Raw genomic sequence first — 16,161 nt, 5'->3', positions numbered from 1 at the left:
CTCGGGCCCTCCTTATTCAGCAGGGACTGCGACGGTCAGGCTGGCCTCTTTGGCTTGGCGCACGCCGTACAGTCATCCACAGGTTGTAGCACATGATCAGGGCACCAGCGAGGAACATGACCCCACCCAGAGCGCGTACCACGTACATCGGGAATTTCGCAGCCACGGTGTCAGCAAAGGAGTTCACGAGGAACCCGTTGGCATCGACTTCACGCCACATCAGGCCTTCCATGATGCCGGTCACCCACATGGATGCCGCGTAGAGAATGATGCCAATGGTGGCCAGCCAGAAATGCCAGGACACCAGGCTGAGGCTGTAGAGACGCTCACGTTTCCACAGAACCGGCACCAGGAAATACAGCGCACCAAAAGTGATCATGCCGTTCCAGCCAAGCGCGCCGGAGTGAACGTGACCAATGGTCCAGTCGGTGTAATGCGACAACGAGTTCACGGCACGGATCGACATCATCGGACCTTCAAAGGTGGACATGCCGTAAAAGCCGATCGAGATCACCATCATCCGGATCACCGGGTCGGTGCGCAGCTTGTCCCAAGCGCCAGACAGGGTCATCAGGCCGTTGATCATGCCGCCCCAGCTGGGCATCCACAGTACGATCGAGAACACCATACCAAGGGTCGAGGCCCAATCCGGCAGAGCGGTGTAATGCAGGTGGTGCGGACCGGCCCAGATGTAGAGAAAGATCAACGCCCAGAAGTGGATGATCGACAGCTTGTATGAGAAAACCGGACGCTCAGCCTGCTTCGGCACAAAGTAGTACATCATGCCAAGGAAACCCGCAGTCAGGAAGAAGCCCACAGCGTTGTGGCCATACCACCACTGTACCATCGCGTCCTGCACGCCCGACCACATGATCACCGATTTGGAGCCCCAGATGCTAACAGGGATCGTCATGTTGTTGACCAGATGCAGCATGGCGACGGTCACGATGAACGCAAGGTAGAACCAGTTTGCCACATAGATATGCGGCTCCTTACGCTTGATCACGGTGCCCAGGAACACCGCCAGATAGGCCACCCAGACGATGGTCAACCAGAGATCAACATGCCATTCCGGTTCTGCATATTCCTTGGACTGGGTCGACCCGAACAGATAGCCGGTCGCCGCCAGCACGATGAACAGCTGATAGCCCCAGAACACAAACCATGCCAGATTACCCCCCCAGAGACGAGCGGCCGAGGTGCGTTGCACCACGTAGAATGAGGTCGCGATCAGCGCATTGCCACCAAAGGCAAAAATCACCGCCGAAGTATGCAGAGGCCGCAGCCGTCCAAAGTTGGCCAGCCCCTGCGCCCACTCAAAGTTCAGGACTGGGAAGGCCAACTGGAAGGCGATGAAGACACCCACCAGAAACCCGACCACGCCCCAGAACGCGGTTGCCACCACACCGGCGCGCACCACACTGTCAAAGTACTCGCCCTGCAGCGATCCCGTTGTAATCACAGGCTCATCGGTGTGTCGAAGGGTGTATAGAAACAGCCCGCCAGCCACGATCATGATGATGATCGCATGAACCTGATAGGCCAAATCCCGCGCATAATTGGTCGCGATCATCGCGAAGAGCGTGACCAAACCAAGCACGATTAGCTTGATATAATTAGACATCTTGCGTCCCTTTTCCTTGCCCGACACGATTCTCTGGTCCGCGTCAGACAGTTTTTTCTGAGCCTTAAATGCAAAACTGCGCCAGACAACGCCTTGATCTGTATCAAGACAGTTTGCCGCAGAATGTGAGAAGCACCTTCATAATGACGCAACTCGCGGCACAACCACAAGTTCGTTGCGGTCGCACATATCCCTGCGAGGTTAATATGTCCTACAAGACACTGCTGACTGTTCTGACCACCCCCGCAAACACCGAAACTCAGCTGGAGCAGTCGATCTCATTGACCCGGCTGGCCGACGGCCATGTTGACGCGCTGTGCCTTGGCGTAGATCGCACCCAAACCGGCTATTACTACGCTGGGGCCAATGCGATGGTGCTGCAAGAAACCCTCGCCCGTGCCAAGGAAGAGGTCAGTGGCATCGAAGCTACTGCGACCGAGCGTCTGACCCGGTCAGCGGTCAGCTTCAACGTTGAGACAGGTGTCGCACAGATGGCTGATATTGGCCGCCACGTTGCGCGTTTGGCGCGGTTTTGCGATCTTGTTGTGCTGGGCCAGCCCTACGGCAAGGACCGTCCCGCCGAGGCGGAGGCCATTGTCGAAGCGGCCCTTTTCGAAGGTCGCGCGCCTGTGCTTGTGGTGCCGGATGATGCGCCCCTGCCCGCGCAGCCGAAAACCGTATTGGTTGCTTGGAACGAAAGCATCGAAGCCATGACCGCTATTCGCAAGGCGCTGCCAATGCTACAGGCGGCGGATGTGGTCCGCGTCGTTGTTATCGACCCGCCGCAGCATGGGCCGGAGCGCTCAGATCCAGGCGGGTTGCTGTGCCAGATGCTGTCGCGCCATGGGGTCAAATGCGAGATTGATGTGCTCAGCAAAACCATGACCCGCGTCTCGGACGTGTTGAACCGACATGCGGTCGATACAGCGGCAGATCTGATCGTGATGGGGGCCTACGGGCATTCCCGTTTCCGTGAGGCGATCCTGGGCGGTGCAACCCGCAATATGCTGGAGAAGGCAAAAGTGCCGGTTATGATGGCCCACTAATGCAAGGGCTCAAGTAAGAAGGGGGCGACACATTCGGCCCCTTCGCTTGCTCAAGGAGTGGTCAGATCAGGCAGCCGCCGTCGCTGTCATCTCCCGCCTCTTCCATAAGGCGTCCCATGTCAGGCACGGTCACATGCCGCTTGCCCTCCAGTTCGATCACGCCATCCTTGCGCAGGGCGGAAACTTGGCGGCTGACGGTTTCCAGCGTCAGCCCCAGATAGTCTGCCATCGCCTCGCGGGTCAGCGGCAGATCAAAAACGCGACGGTTGCTGTCTTTGTGAAGCTGCAAGGAGGCATCGCGCCGGGCCAGAATAGACAACAAGCTGGCGATCTTTTCGCGCGCCGTTTTACGCCCTAGAACCAGCATCCATTCCCGGGCAGCGTCCAGCTCGTCCAACGTCATTTCCAGCAAACGATGTGCCACATGCGGAGTATGGGCCATCATCTCTTCAAACGGTTTCTTGCGAAAACAGCACATGACCACTGTTGAGGTTGCGACCACATTATAAGCTGCCGTATCGCGTCCTGGTCGGCCAACAAAATCGCTGGGCAGCAACAGACCAACCATCTGGGTCCGCCCGTCCTCCATGGTCTGCGTCAAGGTTGCGATGCCCGAGACAACGGAGCCGACAAAATCCATCCGGTCACCGGACCAGGTGATTGGTTGGCCCGCATCATAGGTGCGGTAGTATTTGATAGAGTCCAGCATTTCCAATTCGTCCGCATCACAGCGCGCGCACACAGCGCGATGACGAATGGGACAATCGCCGCAATTGACGTTCTGAATGGTAGGAGCGTTCATGAGAGGTCCGATTTGATCTGCGCTAAGGCTAATGCTCACCTGGCGGTGTCAATTTAAACATGTGCCGCGCAAATCACAATTGGCGACGCCGCGTTTGTTGGTACGTCACGGTGGGAATGCACCTCTCGTCGCCTACAGCCAAGGTGCCACCCCTCGTAATGATGACAAGGGCTTATCCACTTCGCGATGCAAATGACCGTATCTTATTGGCGGGATATGGTGGCCGGATGTGCCATACTGTCGCGACAATCCACGTAGCTGATTTACCGAACCGCGAGATACATTTGCGCGGACCGCACCCTACCCGGCTGCGGCCAGAAGTTGCTGCGTGTAGGGATCTGACGGATTGTTGAACAGGTCTGCCGCCGATCCCGCCTCAACCACATCACCCTGCTTCATCACGATCATCTTGTGCGACATGGCCCGCACCACATTCAGATCATGCGAGATGAACAGATACGCGAGCCCATACCGCTCCTGCAGGTCACGCAACAGATTGACGATCTGCACCTGCACCGTCATGTCCAGTGCCGATGTTGGCTCATCCAGCACCACCAGTTTCGGCCGCAGCACCATCGCCCGCGCAATCGCAATCCGTTGCCGCTGACCACCTGAGAATTCATGCGGGTAGCGATCCATAAACGCCGGATCCAACCCCACCTCAGCCATCACTTCAGCGACCAGATCCCGCGGATCACGGTCCTGATCCACATTGTGAATGGCCAAGCCCTCCGCGATGATCTGAGCGCAGGTCATCCGTGGGCTGAGCGCCCCGAAAGGATCCTGAAACACGATCTGCATATCCGCCCGCAATCGGCGCAAATCGCGGGTCGACCACTGCCGCAAATCTTGCCCTTGAAACTCAACCCGCCCCTCAGAGGCGATCAGACGCATGATGGCCAACGCCAGCGTGGTTTTGCCGCTGCCGCTTTCGCCCACAATGCCCAACGTCTCACCCGCGCGGACCGAAAGCGACGTTGGGTTTACCGCTTTCACATGGCCAACAGTGCGTTTCAGCAACCCCTTTTGAATGGGAAACCACACTTTCAGATTTTCGGTGCGGATCAGCTCCTTGGCATCCTGCGGCACCGCTTGGGGCTGGCCAGTCGGCTCGGCGTCCAGCAATTTGCGCGTGTAGGGATGCTGCGGATTGGCGAAAATCTCAGCCGTGGGACCGCTTTCAACGATTTCACCCGCCTGCATGACGCAGACGCGATCCGCGATCCGGCGCACAATGCTCAGATCATGGGTGATGAACAGCAACCCCATGCCCTCGCTGGCTTTCAGATCCGCAAGCAGGTCAAGGATCTGTACCTGAATGGTGACATCAAGGGCGGTTGTCGGCTCATCCGCGATCAGAATGTCGGGTTTGTTGGCAAGAGCCATGGCGATCATCACCCGCTGGCGCTGCCCGCCGGACAACTGATGCGGATACGCGTCCAGACGGGTCTCTGCGTCCCGGATACCAACCCGGTTCAACAGATCCACAATCCGCTCCCGCGCCGCCGTGCCGCCCAGCCCCTGATGCAGTGCAAGCGACTCCGCCAACTGTTTCTCAATCGTGTGCAGCGGGTTGAGAGAGGTCATCGGCTCCTGAAAAATGAAGCTGATATCATTGCCTCGTACCTGCCGAAGATGGCGCTCACTGGCGCCGACCATCTCGGTGCCATCATAAGTAACGGAACCAGTGACCGTGGCGCTGTCCCCCAGCAGTGAGACCGTCGACAGCGCCGAAACCGATTTGCCGGAACCGCTCTCGCCCACCAACGCAACTGTTTCCCCGCGGCCCACCGAAAAGGACACGCCACGCACTGCCTCTGTCACCTTGCCATCCTGGCGGAACGACACGCGGAGGTCTCGAACATTCAGCAACGGGGTGGATTTTTCAGATACGGTCATCGAGGAGCTCATAGGTTAGAACATCTGCATGTTGCGCTGTATCTCGGCTTAAAACAGATCATCAATTCGTCTCTGTGGTGCGCAATAGGGCCTGATCTGATCACGAAAACGTCTTTCTCGGATCAAAGGCATCGCGCACACCTTCAAAGATGAAGACCAGCAGGGACAGCATGATCGCAAAGGTGAAGAAGGCGGTGAATGCCAGCCAGGGCGCCTCTAGGTTCTGCTTGGCCTGCAACGTCAGTTCCCCGAGCGACGGCGCGGAGGATGGCAGCCCAAAGCCAAGGAAATCCAGCCCAGCAAGCGTCCCGATGGTGCCGGTCACGATAAACGGCAGAAACGTCAGAGTCGCAACCATTGCATTCGGCAGCATATGGCGGAACATGATGGTCATATTGCCCACCCCCAATGCCTTGGCTGCACGCACATATTCCAGATTGCGGGCACGCAGGAACTCTGCTCGGACCACGCTGACCAAGGCTGTCCAACTGAACAGGATCATTAGTACCACCAATAGCCAGAAACTGCGTCCCAGAATGGCGAACATGATGATGATGACATAGAGCTGCGGGATGGAGCCCCAGATCTCAATCACCCTCTGGAAAATCAGATCTAGCCAGCCACCAAAGAACCCCTGCACCGCACCCGCTGCAATCCCCACCAAGGTGGCGGCACCCGTAACCATCAGGGTGAACAGGATCGACAGACGAAACCCGTGAATGACGCGCGCCAATACATCGCGCTTGGTATCATCCGTGCCCAGCAGGTTCTGCCCATTTGGTGGCAAAGGTGCCGCACCGGGTCGGTCGACCGTGGTATTGAAAGAATAGGGTATCGGCGGCCAGATCGCCCACCCTTCCACAAACCCATCCGCCGCAAACGTGCCGACTTCGATCTCTTCCAGAATTCCTTCGGGATCGTCGAAGCAGTCCTCAACACCGCCAGAGGCAATCAGACACTGCACCTCGGGATCACGGTAAGCGGCCTCCGTCTGGAAATCCCCGCCAAAAGCCGTCTCCGGGTAGAAGTTGAACACAGGCGTGAAATATTCGCCCCGGTAGTTCACCAGCATCGGTTTGTCATTGGCGACAAACTCAGCAAACAGCGAAATCCCGAACAGAACGGAAAAGATCCAAAGCGACCAGAAGGCCCGGCGATTGCGGCAAAAATTGCTCCAGCGACGCTGGTTGAGCGGGGACAATGCCATCTGTCAGCCCTCTCTCTTTTCAAAGTCGATACGCGGATCGACAATCACATACATGATGTCGGAGATAATCCCGACCACAAGGCTCATCAGTCCGAAAATAAACAACGTACCAAAGATCACCGGATAATCGCGCGCCACCGCGGCCTCAAACCCCAGACGCCCCAGACCGTCGAGAGAGAAGATCGTCTCAATGATCAGGCTGCCGGAGAAGAAGACCCCGATAAAAACCGCCGGAAAGCCCGCTATGACGATCAGCATCGCATTGCGGAACACATGACCATAAAGCACCCGCCGCTCGCTCAGCCCCTTGGCGCGGGCAGTCATCACATATTGCTTCTTGATCTCATCCAGAAACGAATTTTTGGTCAGCAGTGTCAGCGTGGCAAAGGCCGAAATAGTTGAGGCCACAACCGGCAGCGTGATGTGCCAGAAATAGTCGGCGATCTTACCGAAAAGGCTGAGGTTTTCCCAATTGTCAGAAGTCAGCCCCCGCAGCGGGAAAATCTGCCAATAGGACCCGCTCAGCAAACAACACCAAGAGCAGGATTGCAAACAGAAAACCGGGGATCGCATAGGCCGCAATGATCAGACCGCTGGTCCATGTATCAAACCGGCTGCCGTCCCGCAGAGCCTTGCGGATACCCAATGGGATGGAAATCAGATAGGCGATCAATGTCGACCAAAGCCCCAGCGAGATTGACACCGGCATCTTCTCCAGAACCAGATCCATCACATCAATCTTGCGGAAATAGCTCTCGCCGAAGTCAAAGCGCATGTAATTGCCGAGCATGAGGAAAAATCGCTCCAGCGGCGGTTTGTCCAGGCCATACTGCTGCTCCAGCTCTGCGATCAACTCAGGCGGCAATCCTTGTCGGCTTAGCGTAATTGTCATTGGCTGCGACGGCCTCTCCACCAGCGTCACCGCCACCCCCGGCGAACCCCTCGAAGACATCGCCGCCGCCTTCCAGCTGCGCGATCATCTGTTCGACCGGACCACCCGGCACAAATTGCACCAGCGCGAAATTGATAACGAGGATCCCGAACAGCGTCGGGATCACCAGGAGAAAACGTCTAAGGATATAGGCTGCCATGTCAGGCGCTTACCGCAACGCACCGGAGGATTTCAATGCCGCTTCTTTCTCGGCGTTGACCCACCAGACATCACGCAATCCCAGATCGAACAACGGCAAGGTCTCGGGCTGCTCATAGAAATTCCAATAGGCCACCCAATTCACATCCAGATACCAGGTGGGGACCATGAAACGCTTGGCCCGCAGAACGCGGTCCAACGCGCGCACATTGGCGTAGAGCTCTTCCTGATCTTCCGCCTTTACGATGGCGCCAATCAGCGTATCAACCGCCGGATCCGCCACCCCCGCCGGGTTAAACACTGAAAACTCATGCGCGTCGGACCCAAACTGCTGATACAACCCGGTCGAGGGCTGCAGGTATTTTGGATAGGCGAAGGTGATCATATCAAAGTCTTTTTCACGGCGACGGCTGGTATATTGCGCGAAATCGACCCGGTTAGAGATGGCATCCACCCCCATCTGCCGCAGGTTCGCGATATAGGGCTGTACGATTCGCTCAATCGTGGGCGAATCGATTAGGAACTCAAGCTTAAACAGCTCGCCCTCTGCATTGCGGCGCAGACCATCATCGCCAACAGCCCAGCCCGCCTCATCCAGCAGTTTCATCGCCCGGCGCAGGTTGCGCCGATCCGCTGGCCGCGCAGGTTTTGAGCTATGCGCCATCACCGGCTCACTTGTCAGCAGCGCCGGATCAATTTGGTCACCCAGATCCTGCAGCACCTCCAATTCGCGTCCCTCGGGCAGCCCCGTCGCTTCAAGAGCCGAATCCTGCCAGAACGAATGGCGCTGCGCGAACAGCCCATATTGCAGGCTGTCGTTGGTCCATTCAAAATTATAGGCAAGCTGGATCGCTTCGCGCACGCGGGGATCCTGAAATTTGGGGCGTAGAAGGTTCATTACAAATCCGCTGGCAGCGGGAACATTCCCATCGGGGAACTCCCCCTTCACCAAATCGCCCTCTTTGACCGCGTCAAACCCATAGGCGGTGGCCCAGCTCTTAGAGCTGTTCTCCGGGCGCATGGTGTAGACCCCGGCCTTGAACCCTTCCATCGCGGCAACGCTATCGCCGAAATACTCGATCCGAATGCGATCGTAGTTGTGGCGCCCGACATTTACATTCACGTCGTTGCCCCAGTAATCAGGGTTGCGTTTATAGACGATGCGCTGGTTCACGTCCGCACTTTCGAGCACATATGGGCCAGATCCGATCCCTGGGTCCAATCGCGGCTCATCCAGACGCCGGTTTTCCGGATCTGCCTCAAACCAGGCCTTGGAAAACACCGAGGTTCCACCAACCTGTGTGATCATCGCCCGGCGCGGGAAATCCGGTGAGAAATAGAACTTCACCCGATGCGGCCCCAGCACTTCGGCCTTGGGAATACGCTTTTTGACGGCCTCCGCGTAGGATTGCAGGCCCTGCTCCAACAGAAGGTTGTGCGAGAAGACAACATCCTCAGCCGTGACGGGCGTCCCATCAGAAAACCGTGCTTCAGGGCGCATGTTGAAAATCACCCAGTCCTGGCTCTCCGGATACTCCAGACTCTCGGCCAGCAGACCATAGTAGGATCCCGGTTCATCGTAGGAGCCTATCATCAGCGATTCAAAATGATCAGCCGACATGGCGCCTCCACGCCCCTTACGGGTGTAAGGGTTCATACTGTCGAAGGTTCCCACCGCAGAGAGAGACAGTTCGCCGCCTTTCGGGGCCTCTGGATTGACGTAGTCGAAATGGGCAAAGCCTTCGGGATATTTCAACTCTCCGAATTCAGTGAAGCCGTGACTTTTGATCACCCGCTCCTCAGCAAAGGCCAGCGAGGCCGCCATCGCGCAGATGATGAGCGCGGCAAACCCTGTCATCACGATGCGAAAAAATGGTTGCGGATCAACCACTCGGGCCGAAACGGCGCGGCGCGGTGCGGTGGGCGTCTTCATCTGCCAATACCTCCATTGTCCGGCGTTCGCTGCCAGGATCATTGTCTAACCCAAAGCTATGCGGCTGCCCCCCTAACATTCAAGTTCAGATTGGCTGAATTTCCCGTGTGTCAAGCAACGAGCGGGCATGAACCCGCCGAATCGCGCTCAAACTTGATCACTTCGACGTCGCCCACGCCTGAAAACGAAAAAGACCGCGCTGAATGGCGCGGTCTTTTCGTTCTGCCATAAGGCGACAAAAATCAGTCGTCGAGGCTGTCGAGATAAGCGATCAGGTTCACCCGATCCTTCTGCTTCTTCAACCCGCTGAAGCTCATGGTGGTGCCCGGCGCGTATTGCGACGGTTTGGCCAGGAAGGCATCCAGCTCTTCTGCTGTCCATTCACCGCCAAGACCGGCCAGAGTGGCAGAGTATCCAAAGCCATCCGCTGCGGCGATCGGACGATCAACCACCCCATAGAGATAAGGGCCAGTGGCGTTTTCACCGGCTTCGAGTTTGTGGCAGGCGGAGCATTTCTTGAAGACCTTGGCACCTTTGCCAACGTCTGCAGCGGCCATCAGTTCACCAAAGTCTACGACTTCAGCAACTTCTTCCGCACCTGCCTCTTCCACTTCAATCACATAAGAAGCCTCGCCATGGCTTTCGGTATGATAGAGTTCCTCTGCGGCCCATTTGCCCAGGAGGAACACGAGGAACGCGCCGCAAACGCCTGCGGTCGCTTTGGTAAGGGTCATCGTGTCAAACATGATCGCGAGTCCATTTCAGCTGTCTGGGAGGGTGTCTAAGGCTTCCCCTCTCAAGTGGCAAGGTATAGACAGCGCGACGAAACGCCCGTTTTTTGAAGTTTTGCACGGATGTCGCAGTTATGACCCAGAGAATTGCCATTCAGGGGGAGCTTGGCTCCTACAGCCACGAAGCCTGCCGCAAGGAGCGTCCAGAGATGGATGTGCTGCCCTGCCGCAATTTCGAGGACGCCATTGACGCTGTGCGCAGCGGCGCGGCTGAACTGGCCATGCTGCCGGTGGAGAATTCCACCTACGGGCGCGTTGCCGATATTCACCGCCTGCTGCCGCACAGTGGCCTTCATATCATCGATGAAGCCTTTGTGCGCGTGCATATCAACCTTCTTGGCGTTCCGGGCGCGCAGCTTGAAGACATCAAAGAGGCGCATTCGCATCTCGTGCTGCTGCCGCAATGTGCACGGTTTCTAAGCGAAAATAACATCCATGGCCGTGTCAGCCCCGACAATGCCCGCGCCGCCCGTGACGTGGCCGAACAGGGCGACAAGACCCACGCCGCGCTGGCCAGCGAACTGGCTGGCGAGATCTACGGTCTGGAGGTGCTGGCCCGCCATATCGAGGATCACGGCAATAACACCACCCGTTTCCTGACCATGTCGCGTGAACCGAATATGGACCGCCGGGGCAACCATGGCATGATCACCAGCTTCGTCTTTCAGGTCCGCAACATACCCGCCGCACTCTACAAGGCGATGGGTGGCTTTGCGACCAATGGCATCAACATGACCAAGCTCGAGAGCTATATGGTCGATGGGTCCTTCACCGCGACCCAGTTCTATGCTGATATTGATGGACATCCGGACGATCCCAATGTCCGCCTCGCCATGGATGAACTGGCCTATTTCACCACAAATATCGAGATCCTGGGGGTTTACCCGGCGAATGACGATCGTTTCTGATCTGTAATTCGCGTCAGGCGGAGCGGCCAACCCGGTCTTCAGTCTGTTTGGCAAACTCGGAGACGCGTTTCTTGAAGCCGCGGTTCAACTTGCTGCGCGCCAACTTCAAGGACTGAACCATCAAACGCCCCGACAGCGTCTTGGGTGTCAGCGATAGGGTCACCGACAAGCGGGTGCGCTGCGGCGACAGGGCCAGCAACTCGATATCCATCACGCCATCCAGGCCGCTGCCTGTACCGGTCAGCACCATCTGCGTCACCGGTTCATAAGTGCTGAGCGATAGGTGCAGATTGCGTTTCTTGCCGCGAAACTGGAACTCGATCTCCCAGGCCAGCCCGTTTTCGGGATGATGAACATCCCCCATCCGCTGCACATCCACACCCCGACGCAGCGCCATACGCTCCATGTTTTCGAAATCTGCGACTGATCGAAAGACTTCTGCAATTGGTGCGTCGATGTCTTCTTTGCTGGAAAAATCCATGGGCGTCCTGTTGTTACAGCGGATCGGAAAATCCGATGGCGGTCTTGTACTGACTGCTACTATTCGTCTCAATCCAGCGTATCTGCAAGCCAGTTCTGCAACAGAAAATGCGCAATTGCACCTTTGCGCGGCTGGCGAATATCGGGGTGCTCCCCTTCGAATACCGCCATCATATCCTGACGTGAAACCCAGATCGCATCTTCGATCTCTTTGGGATCAATGGTGATCTCACGCCCCAGCGCCTCGCCCGCGCAGCCGAACATCAGCGACATTGGAAATGGCCAGGGCTGACTGGACAGATAGCTGACGGCACCGACCTCTACCCCGGTTTCTTCCGCAGTCTCACGCCGCACAGCGGCCTCCAGTGTTTCTCCTGGTTCCAAGAACCCGGCCAGCAGGGAATACATCCCCTCGGGCCATCCCGGCGACCGCCCGACCAGTACCGCATCGCCATGCGTGATCAACATGATCACGACGGGATCAGTGCGCGGAAAATGCGCGGCGTCACAGCTGGGGCAGACCCGCTGCCACCCCGCCTGCGCCATATCGCTTTTGGCACCACAGCAGGCACAATACCCATGCGAATGATGCCAGCCAAACACCGCCCGTGCGGTCGCCGCCAGTTCTGCGTCCTCGCGGCTGAGCTGGGCCATAATGCGCCGCAGTTCGACAAATCCAGTGCCCTGCGGCAGATCCGGATGCCGCTGCTCGCTGTTATCCACAAAGGCGCGCAGCGCTATATCGTCAAGGTTGTCCGGCTGCCAGTCACTGATATCAACCGAGAACCGTGCCCGCCCTGCTGTACAGATCCCGAGGAAAACAGCCGCCTCCGCTGCGTTCTTGATCACGGGGTGATCGGCCCGAACCCATGCCAAAGCCTCCGGTACACTCGCCCCACCCGATGCAGCGACGACTTCTGAAGGCAGAGTGCACAATGGCTTTCCACGCCAGATCAACAAGATACGGCAGTCCCCGCTGTTCCAAAGCCCGGCCAAAGCCGCAGGATCATCCCGCAAATGCGCGGCCCGGTCCAAGCCACTGCCGCCAAATGTCACCTGTTCTGCCTGTCGCATCGCTCCGCCTTGCTCTTTCGTTTGCGCACAGATGTGCCACAGCACCTGAATCTGTCAGAGCCTTGCAACCTTAGGGTGAAAAGCTGTTTCCTCTGCGCCACAGTGATCTAGAATTATCTAGGACACTCGCCGTAGGTGAAAGCCGTAAATTCATAGCATCTCAAGAGGAAAGCAACGCGATTGAATAGAATTCTTAGCAATAAGCGGCTTTCAAGTGTCACATTTGATTGCTTCAAAGAGGCAAACAGGCTTGTTAATAAATTGGCAATCAACGCCACCTCGGGAATTACCGTGCGACCTCTAAGAAACGCCACATGACAGGATCGGACCAAGCCGAGGACAGGAAGGTCGGATCCCTGCGCATTCTGGCGACCACGGATCTTCACGCAAACCTGCTCAGTCACGACTACTATTCCGATAAACCTGATCCTGCGCAGGGCCTGTCACGCGTGGCCACGCTGATCGCTCAGGCACGCCACGAAGCTGCAGAAAACGGTGCTGTCACTCTGCTTCTGGACAATGGCGACAGCATTTTCGGAACCCCGATTGCAGAGCGCCCGCTGGAACTTAGCGATATCCGCCCTGCACCAGTTGCGCGCGCGTTCGATCTGCTCAACTATGACGCCATCGGCCTTGGAAATCACGACTTCGATTTCGGGTTGGATCAGTTGCGACAGGCACTATTGCGGATCAGCTGCCCGGTACTCTGTTCAAACATGCGGGCGCTGGATCCGCAGCTGTCCCTTCCGTTCTGCCAATCCACCGTGCTCGAACGCGCACTCCCGGATACCTCAGGCACACCGCCGCTGCGCATTGGTCTGCTCTCGGTTCTGCCGATGCAGACACTCAAATGGGCGGCCCATCAACTTCAAGGCAAAGTCACGATCGACGACATGGTGCAATCCGCACGCGATCATGCCGCTGCCTTACGCGAACAGGGCTGTGACGTCATCGTGGCACTCGCCCATACCGGGATCGGCGAAAGACACGCAACCTACGGTATTGAAAACGCCCTCCATCAGTTGGCCAATCTTGGCGTCTTGGACGCGATAGTTGGCGGCCACACCCATTTGACGCTGCCCGATCCACGCCACCCGGTTTCCGTGCCGGTCGTGATGCCCGGGGCCCATGGCTCACATCTTGGCGTAATCGACTTGCGGGTGACGTGGAACTCTGATCGCTGGGCTGCGACCAAGGCCACTTGTACGCTCCGCCCCATCGCCCGTCGCAGAACCATCGGCGGCGCTGGCGGCGTACTGACACCTCTGGTGGACGAAGATCCCGCAATGGTCGCGGCGCTCGCGGAAGATCATGCCGAAACACGGACCCGCATGGCGCAACCTGTGGGTTGCACCAGCCAACCGCTGCACTCCTATTTCACTTTTCTCGGTCGCGATCAGGCTCTTGCGCTGGTGGCTTGGGCCCAGGCGGCTGCAGTGCGTCCGGCCCTGACAGATACTGTGGCCAGCAACCTGCCCCTGCTCTCAGCGACGGCCCCCGGCAAATTTGGCGCACGCTCCGGCCCCTCAAATTACACGGATGTGCCCATCGGGCAGATGTATATGCGCCATGTCGTCGATATACAGCCTTTCCCGAACGAGTTGCGCGCCGTGGTTCTGGATGGCGCCCAGCTGCGCGACTGGCTGGAAATGTCGGCCGGGTTGTTCAATCAGATCGCGCCCGGCACCGTTGGCTCCCCATTGCTGAACAAAGAGCGGGCTTAGCCATAATTTCGATGTTATTTTCGGCGTCCAATACGATATCGATGTCTCCGCACCAGCCCGGTTTGGCAGCGATGGAGAGCTTGCGAATCCGGACAGCCACCGGATCCGCAACCTCCGTTGGAAAGGCGCACCAGTGCGCGACAGTCAGCATTTCGCGGTGGCAGTAAGCAGCTATCGCATCGGCGGCGGCGGTAATTTCGCGATGGCCCAGGCCGCTACGCCGCTGCCGATCCCCCCGTTGCGGGTGAGAGACGCGATCCGCGACTACGTGGCTGGACGTCTTGATCGTGACCCATTGGAACACGCACCTCCTCCTTGGCGCCTGTTCAGCCATCCCTCCACTGAGGTCGAGATCTTCACCGGCCCCGGAGCCCGCGCCTATCTCAGCGAACTTGATCCGTCCCGCCACAGCCTGCATGGAACCACACCCGACGGGTTCCTGCGGATTGGAGTCAGATTGTAAGATCAAAGCATATGATCAGACTCGCGGCTCCGTTCATATTGCGCATCGCACGGGCTTGCCATTCCACGCCTGCACTCCTATATCGGGGTCGAGAGGTTGGCGCGGGCAAGCGCCTCGCCAACCTGGTCAGATCCGGAAGGAAGCAGCCACAACGAGCCCCGCTTGGGTCGATGTCCAACCTCTCACCTTTTCCCTCTTCGAGATAATGGCCGTTCCACGGCAGTAAGCGCGAAGCATCGTTGCCAACTAAAAGATGGCCCGGCGGCACAAAATATAGACGCGGCCCAACTAACAATCTCCAAATATAGCGCCATCATGTGTCAACAAATCCGGGCACATTCAGACGAAACGCTTGACGACTCGCACCCGCCCCCGCTAGCTCTGCACCAGATGGTTCCTGTATCGCCCTTGGGCGGTCAGGATGAAAAGGGAACACGGTGCGTGATGGCAGACAGCCAGATCAATGCCGCGACTGCCCCCGCAACTGTAAGCGGTGAGCGACCCCGGATTATGCCACTGATGCCAAGGTCCATCTGGACCTGTCGCATTGGGAAGGCCCCGGTGTTGTGACGACCCGCGAGTCAGGAGACCTGCCATCTGATAAGAAACTCGAAACCAGGCGGGGTGTTCTGGCAGGGTCTGCATGTCTGCCCATTGGCCTGCCAGCTCTGACCATTCATCCCCTCCTTCGCGCGGAGGGCGCAATGAACTGGACTGATACAACACACCGCTACTCACTCAGCAATTGCCAACATTTGGGACAACCCTGCCCTGCGGCAGAACGCATGCTGTCACGCCTAACCGCTGCTTTGGGACAGGCCCGTGCGGTCACAACTGATGACTTTGAAATTGCGGGCAACTGTGAACTGACCGCCTGCGACCGGCCCTGCCAGGCACGGTTTGCGGCCAGCCACGATCGTATCCGCATCTACTGCGGCATCTCTCCGGAGGCGGATCAGGGCAGCCTTGACCATTTTGCGGATGCACTTTTCTGCCAAGCTGCGCACAGCCGCCCCATCACCCGTCTGCCGGAATACCCCTGTGGCCTGGCTCAGGCTCTGCCCTTGACACCAAAGCCCGGGATCACGCCAACGCCGCTGCAATCCGTACCCGCCTGACA

The 16,161-nt window shown here is 57.8% G+C and carries 12 protein-coding genes, 1 other RNA gene, 2 pseudogenes and 1 riboswitch; of the genes and pseudogenes, 6 read left to right on the top strand and 9 right to left on the bottom strand.

Annotated features, from left to right (window positions below; all coding sequences use genetic code 11):
* Window positions 1-12: 12 nt before the first annotated feature.
* Window positions 13-1,624 (bottom strand): annotated as a pseudogene (gene ccoN / locus L0Z65_RS16715) (cytochrome-c oxidase, cbb3-type subunit I).
* A 206-nt stretch (window positions 1,625-1,830) separates the two neighbouring features.
* Between ccoN and L0Z65_RS16710 the strand changes: the two are divergent.
* Window positions 1,831-2,670, top strand: coding sequence for a universal stress protein (locus L0Z65_RS16710; protein ID WP_405109348.1), 840 nt, complete (start codon window positions 1,831-1,833; stop codon window positions 2,668-2,670).
* 61 nt (window positions 2,671-2,731) lie between these two features.
* Here L0Z65_RS16710 and fnrL read toward each other — a convergent pair whose 3' ends face one another.
* The 6 genes and pseudogenes from fnrL to L0Z65_RS16680 all read right to left on the bottom strand — a co-directional run bounded on the left by fnrL (window position 2,732) and on the right by L0Z65_RS16680 (window position 10,347).
* Complete coding sequence (fnrL, locus tag L0Z65_RS16705) at window positions 2,732-3,472, bottom strand: transcriptional regulator FnrL (protein WP_096872633.1); 741 nt, start codon at window positions 3,470-3,472, stop codon at window positions 2,732-2,734.
* Between the two features lie 300 nt (window positions 3,473-3,772).
* A complete protein-coding gene (locus L0Z65_RS16700; RefSeq protein WP_405109345.1) occupies window positions 3,773-5,383 on the bottom strand; it encodes an ABC transporter ATP-binding protein in 1,611 nt (536 codons plus the stop codon).
* 88 nt (window positions 5,384-5,471) lie between these two features.
* Entirely contained in the window at window positions 5,472-6,578 is a 1,107-nt protein-coding gene (locus L0Z65_RS16695; protein ID WP_102896247.1) for an ABC transporter permease, read from the bottom strand.
* A 3-nt stretch (window positions 6,579-6,581) separates the two neighbouring features.
* Window positions 6,582-7,669, bottom strand: a pseudogene (locus L0Z65_RS16690) (microcin C ABC transporter permease YejB).
* Window positions 7,670-7,678: 9 nt separating this feature from the next.
* Window positions 7,679-9,601: an extracellular solute-binding protein gene (locus L0Z65_RS16685; protein ID WP_405109342.1), complete on the bottom strand. Its 1,923-nt coding sequence runs from the start codon at window positions 9,599-9,601 to the stop codon at window positions 7,679-7,681.
* A 242-nt stretch (window positions 9,602-9,843) separates the two neighbouring features.
* The gene (locus L0Z65_RS16680) at window positions 9,844-10,347 is read right to left on the bottom strand and encodes a cytochrome c family protein (protein WP_096872636.1); all 504 of its coding nucleotides are present in this window, start codon (window positions 10,345-10,347) and stop codon (window positions 9,844-9,846) included.
* A 119-nt stretch (window positions 10,348-10,466) separates the two neighbouring features.
* Here L0Z65_RS16680 and L0Z65_RS16675 point away from each other — a divergent pair, with 119 nt between their 5' ends.
* Window positions 10,467-11,300, top strand: a complete 834-nt coding sequence (locus tag L0Z65_RS16675; protein WP_405109338.1) for a prephenate dehydratase — start codon at window positions 10,467-10,469, stop codon at window positions 11,298-11,300.
* A gap of 13 nt (window positions 11,301-11,313) precedes the next feature.
* On the opposite strand, the gene L0Z65_RS16670 is transcribed toward L0Z65_RS16675, so the two are convergent.
* Both L0Z65_RS16670 and nudC read right to left on the bottom strand, forming a co-directional pair.
* Entirely contained in the window at window positions 11,314-11,781 is a 468-nt protein-coding gene (locus tag L0Z65_RS16670; protein WP_405109335.1) for an SRPBCC family protein, read from the bottom strand.
* A gap of 68 nt (window positions 11,782-11,849) precedes the next feature.
* Window positions 11,850-12,854 (bottom strand): NAD(+) diphosphatase, encoded by a 1,005-nt coding sequence (nudC, locus tag L0Z65_RS16665; RefSeq protein WP_405109332.1) that lies wholly within the window; start codon window positions 12,852-12,854, stop codon window positions 11,850-11,852.
* Window positions 12,855-13,168: 314 nt separating this feature from the next.
* Here nudC and L0Z65_RS16660 point away from each other — a divergent pair, with 314 nt between their 5' ends.
* From L0Z65_RS16660 to L0Z65_RS16645, 4 genes are all read left to right on the top strand, one after another.
* Window positions 13,169-14,578 carry a metallophosphoesterase gene (locus tag L0Z65_RS16660; RefSeq protein WP_405109329.1) on the top strand — a complete coding sequence of 470 codons (1,410 nt, stop codon included), beginning with the start codon at window positions 13,169-13,171 and terminating at the stop codon, window positions 14,576-14,578.
* 16 nt (window positions 14,579-14,594) lie between these two features.
* Complete coding sequence (locus L0Z65_RS16655; protein WP_405112607.1) at window positions 14,595-15,041, top strand: 5'-nucleotidase C-terminal domain-containing protein; 447 nt, start codon at window positions 14,595-14,597, stop codon at window positions 15,039-15,041.
* 89 nt (window positions 15,042-15,130) lie between these two features.
* Window positions 15,131-15,229: signal recognition particle sRNA small type (gene ffs / locus L0Z65_RS16650), an RNA gene on the top strand.
* A gap of 186 nt (window positions 15,230-15,415) precedes the next feature.
* Window positions 15,416-15,654, top strand: a riboswitch (cobalamin riboswitch).
* 172 nt (window positions 15,655-15,826) lie between these two features.
* Entirely contained in the window at window positions 15,827-16,159 is a 333-nt protein-coding gene (locus tag L0Z65_RS16645; RefSeq protein ID WP_405109326.1) for a hypothetical protein, read from the top strand.
* Window positions 16,160-16,161: the final 2 nt, after the last annotated feature.

This window comes from Phaeobacter sp. BS52 (genome assembly GCF_045040595.1).
In the GTDB taxonomy this organism is placed as follows: Bacteria; Pseudomonadota; Alphaproteobacteria; order Rhodobacterales; family Rhodobacteraceae; genus Phaeobacter; species Phaeobacter piscinae.
This window is presented reverse-complemented; position numbering and strand designations above follow the sequence as displayed.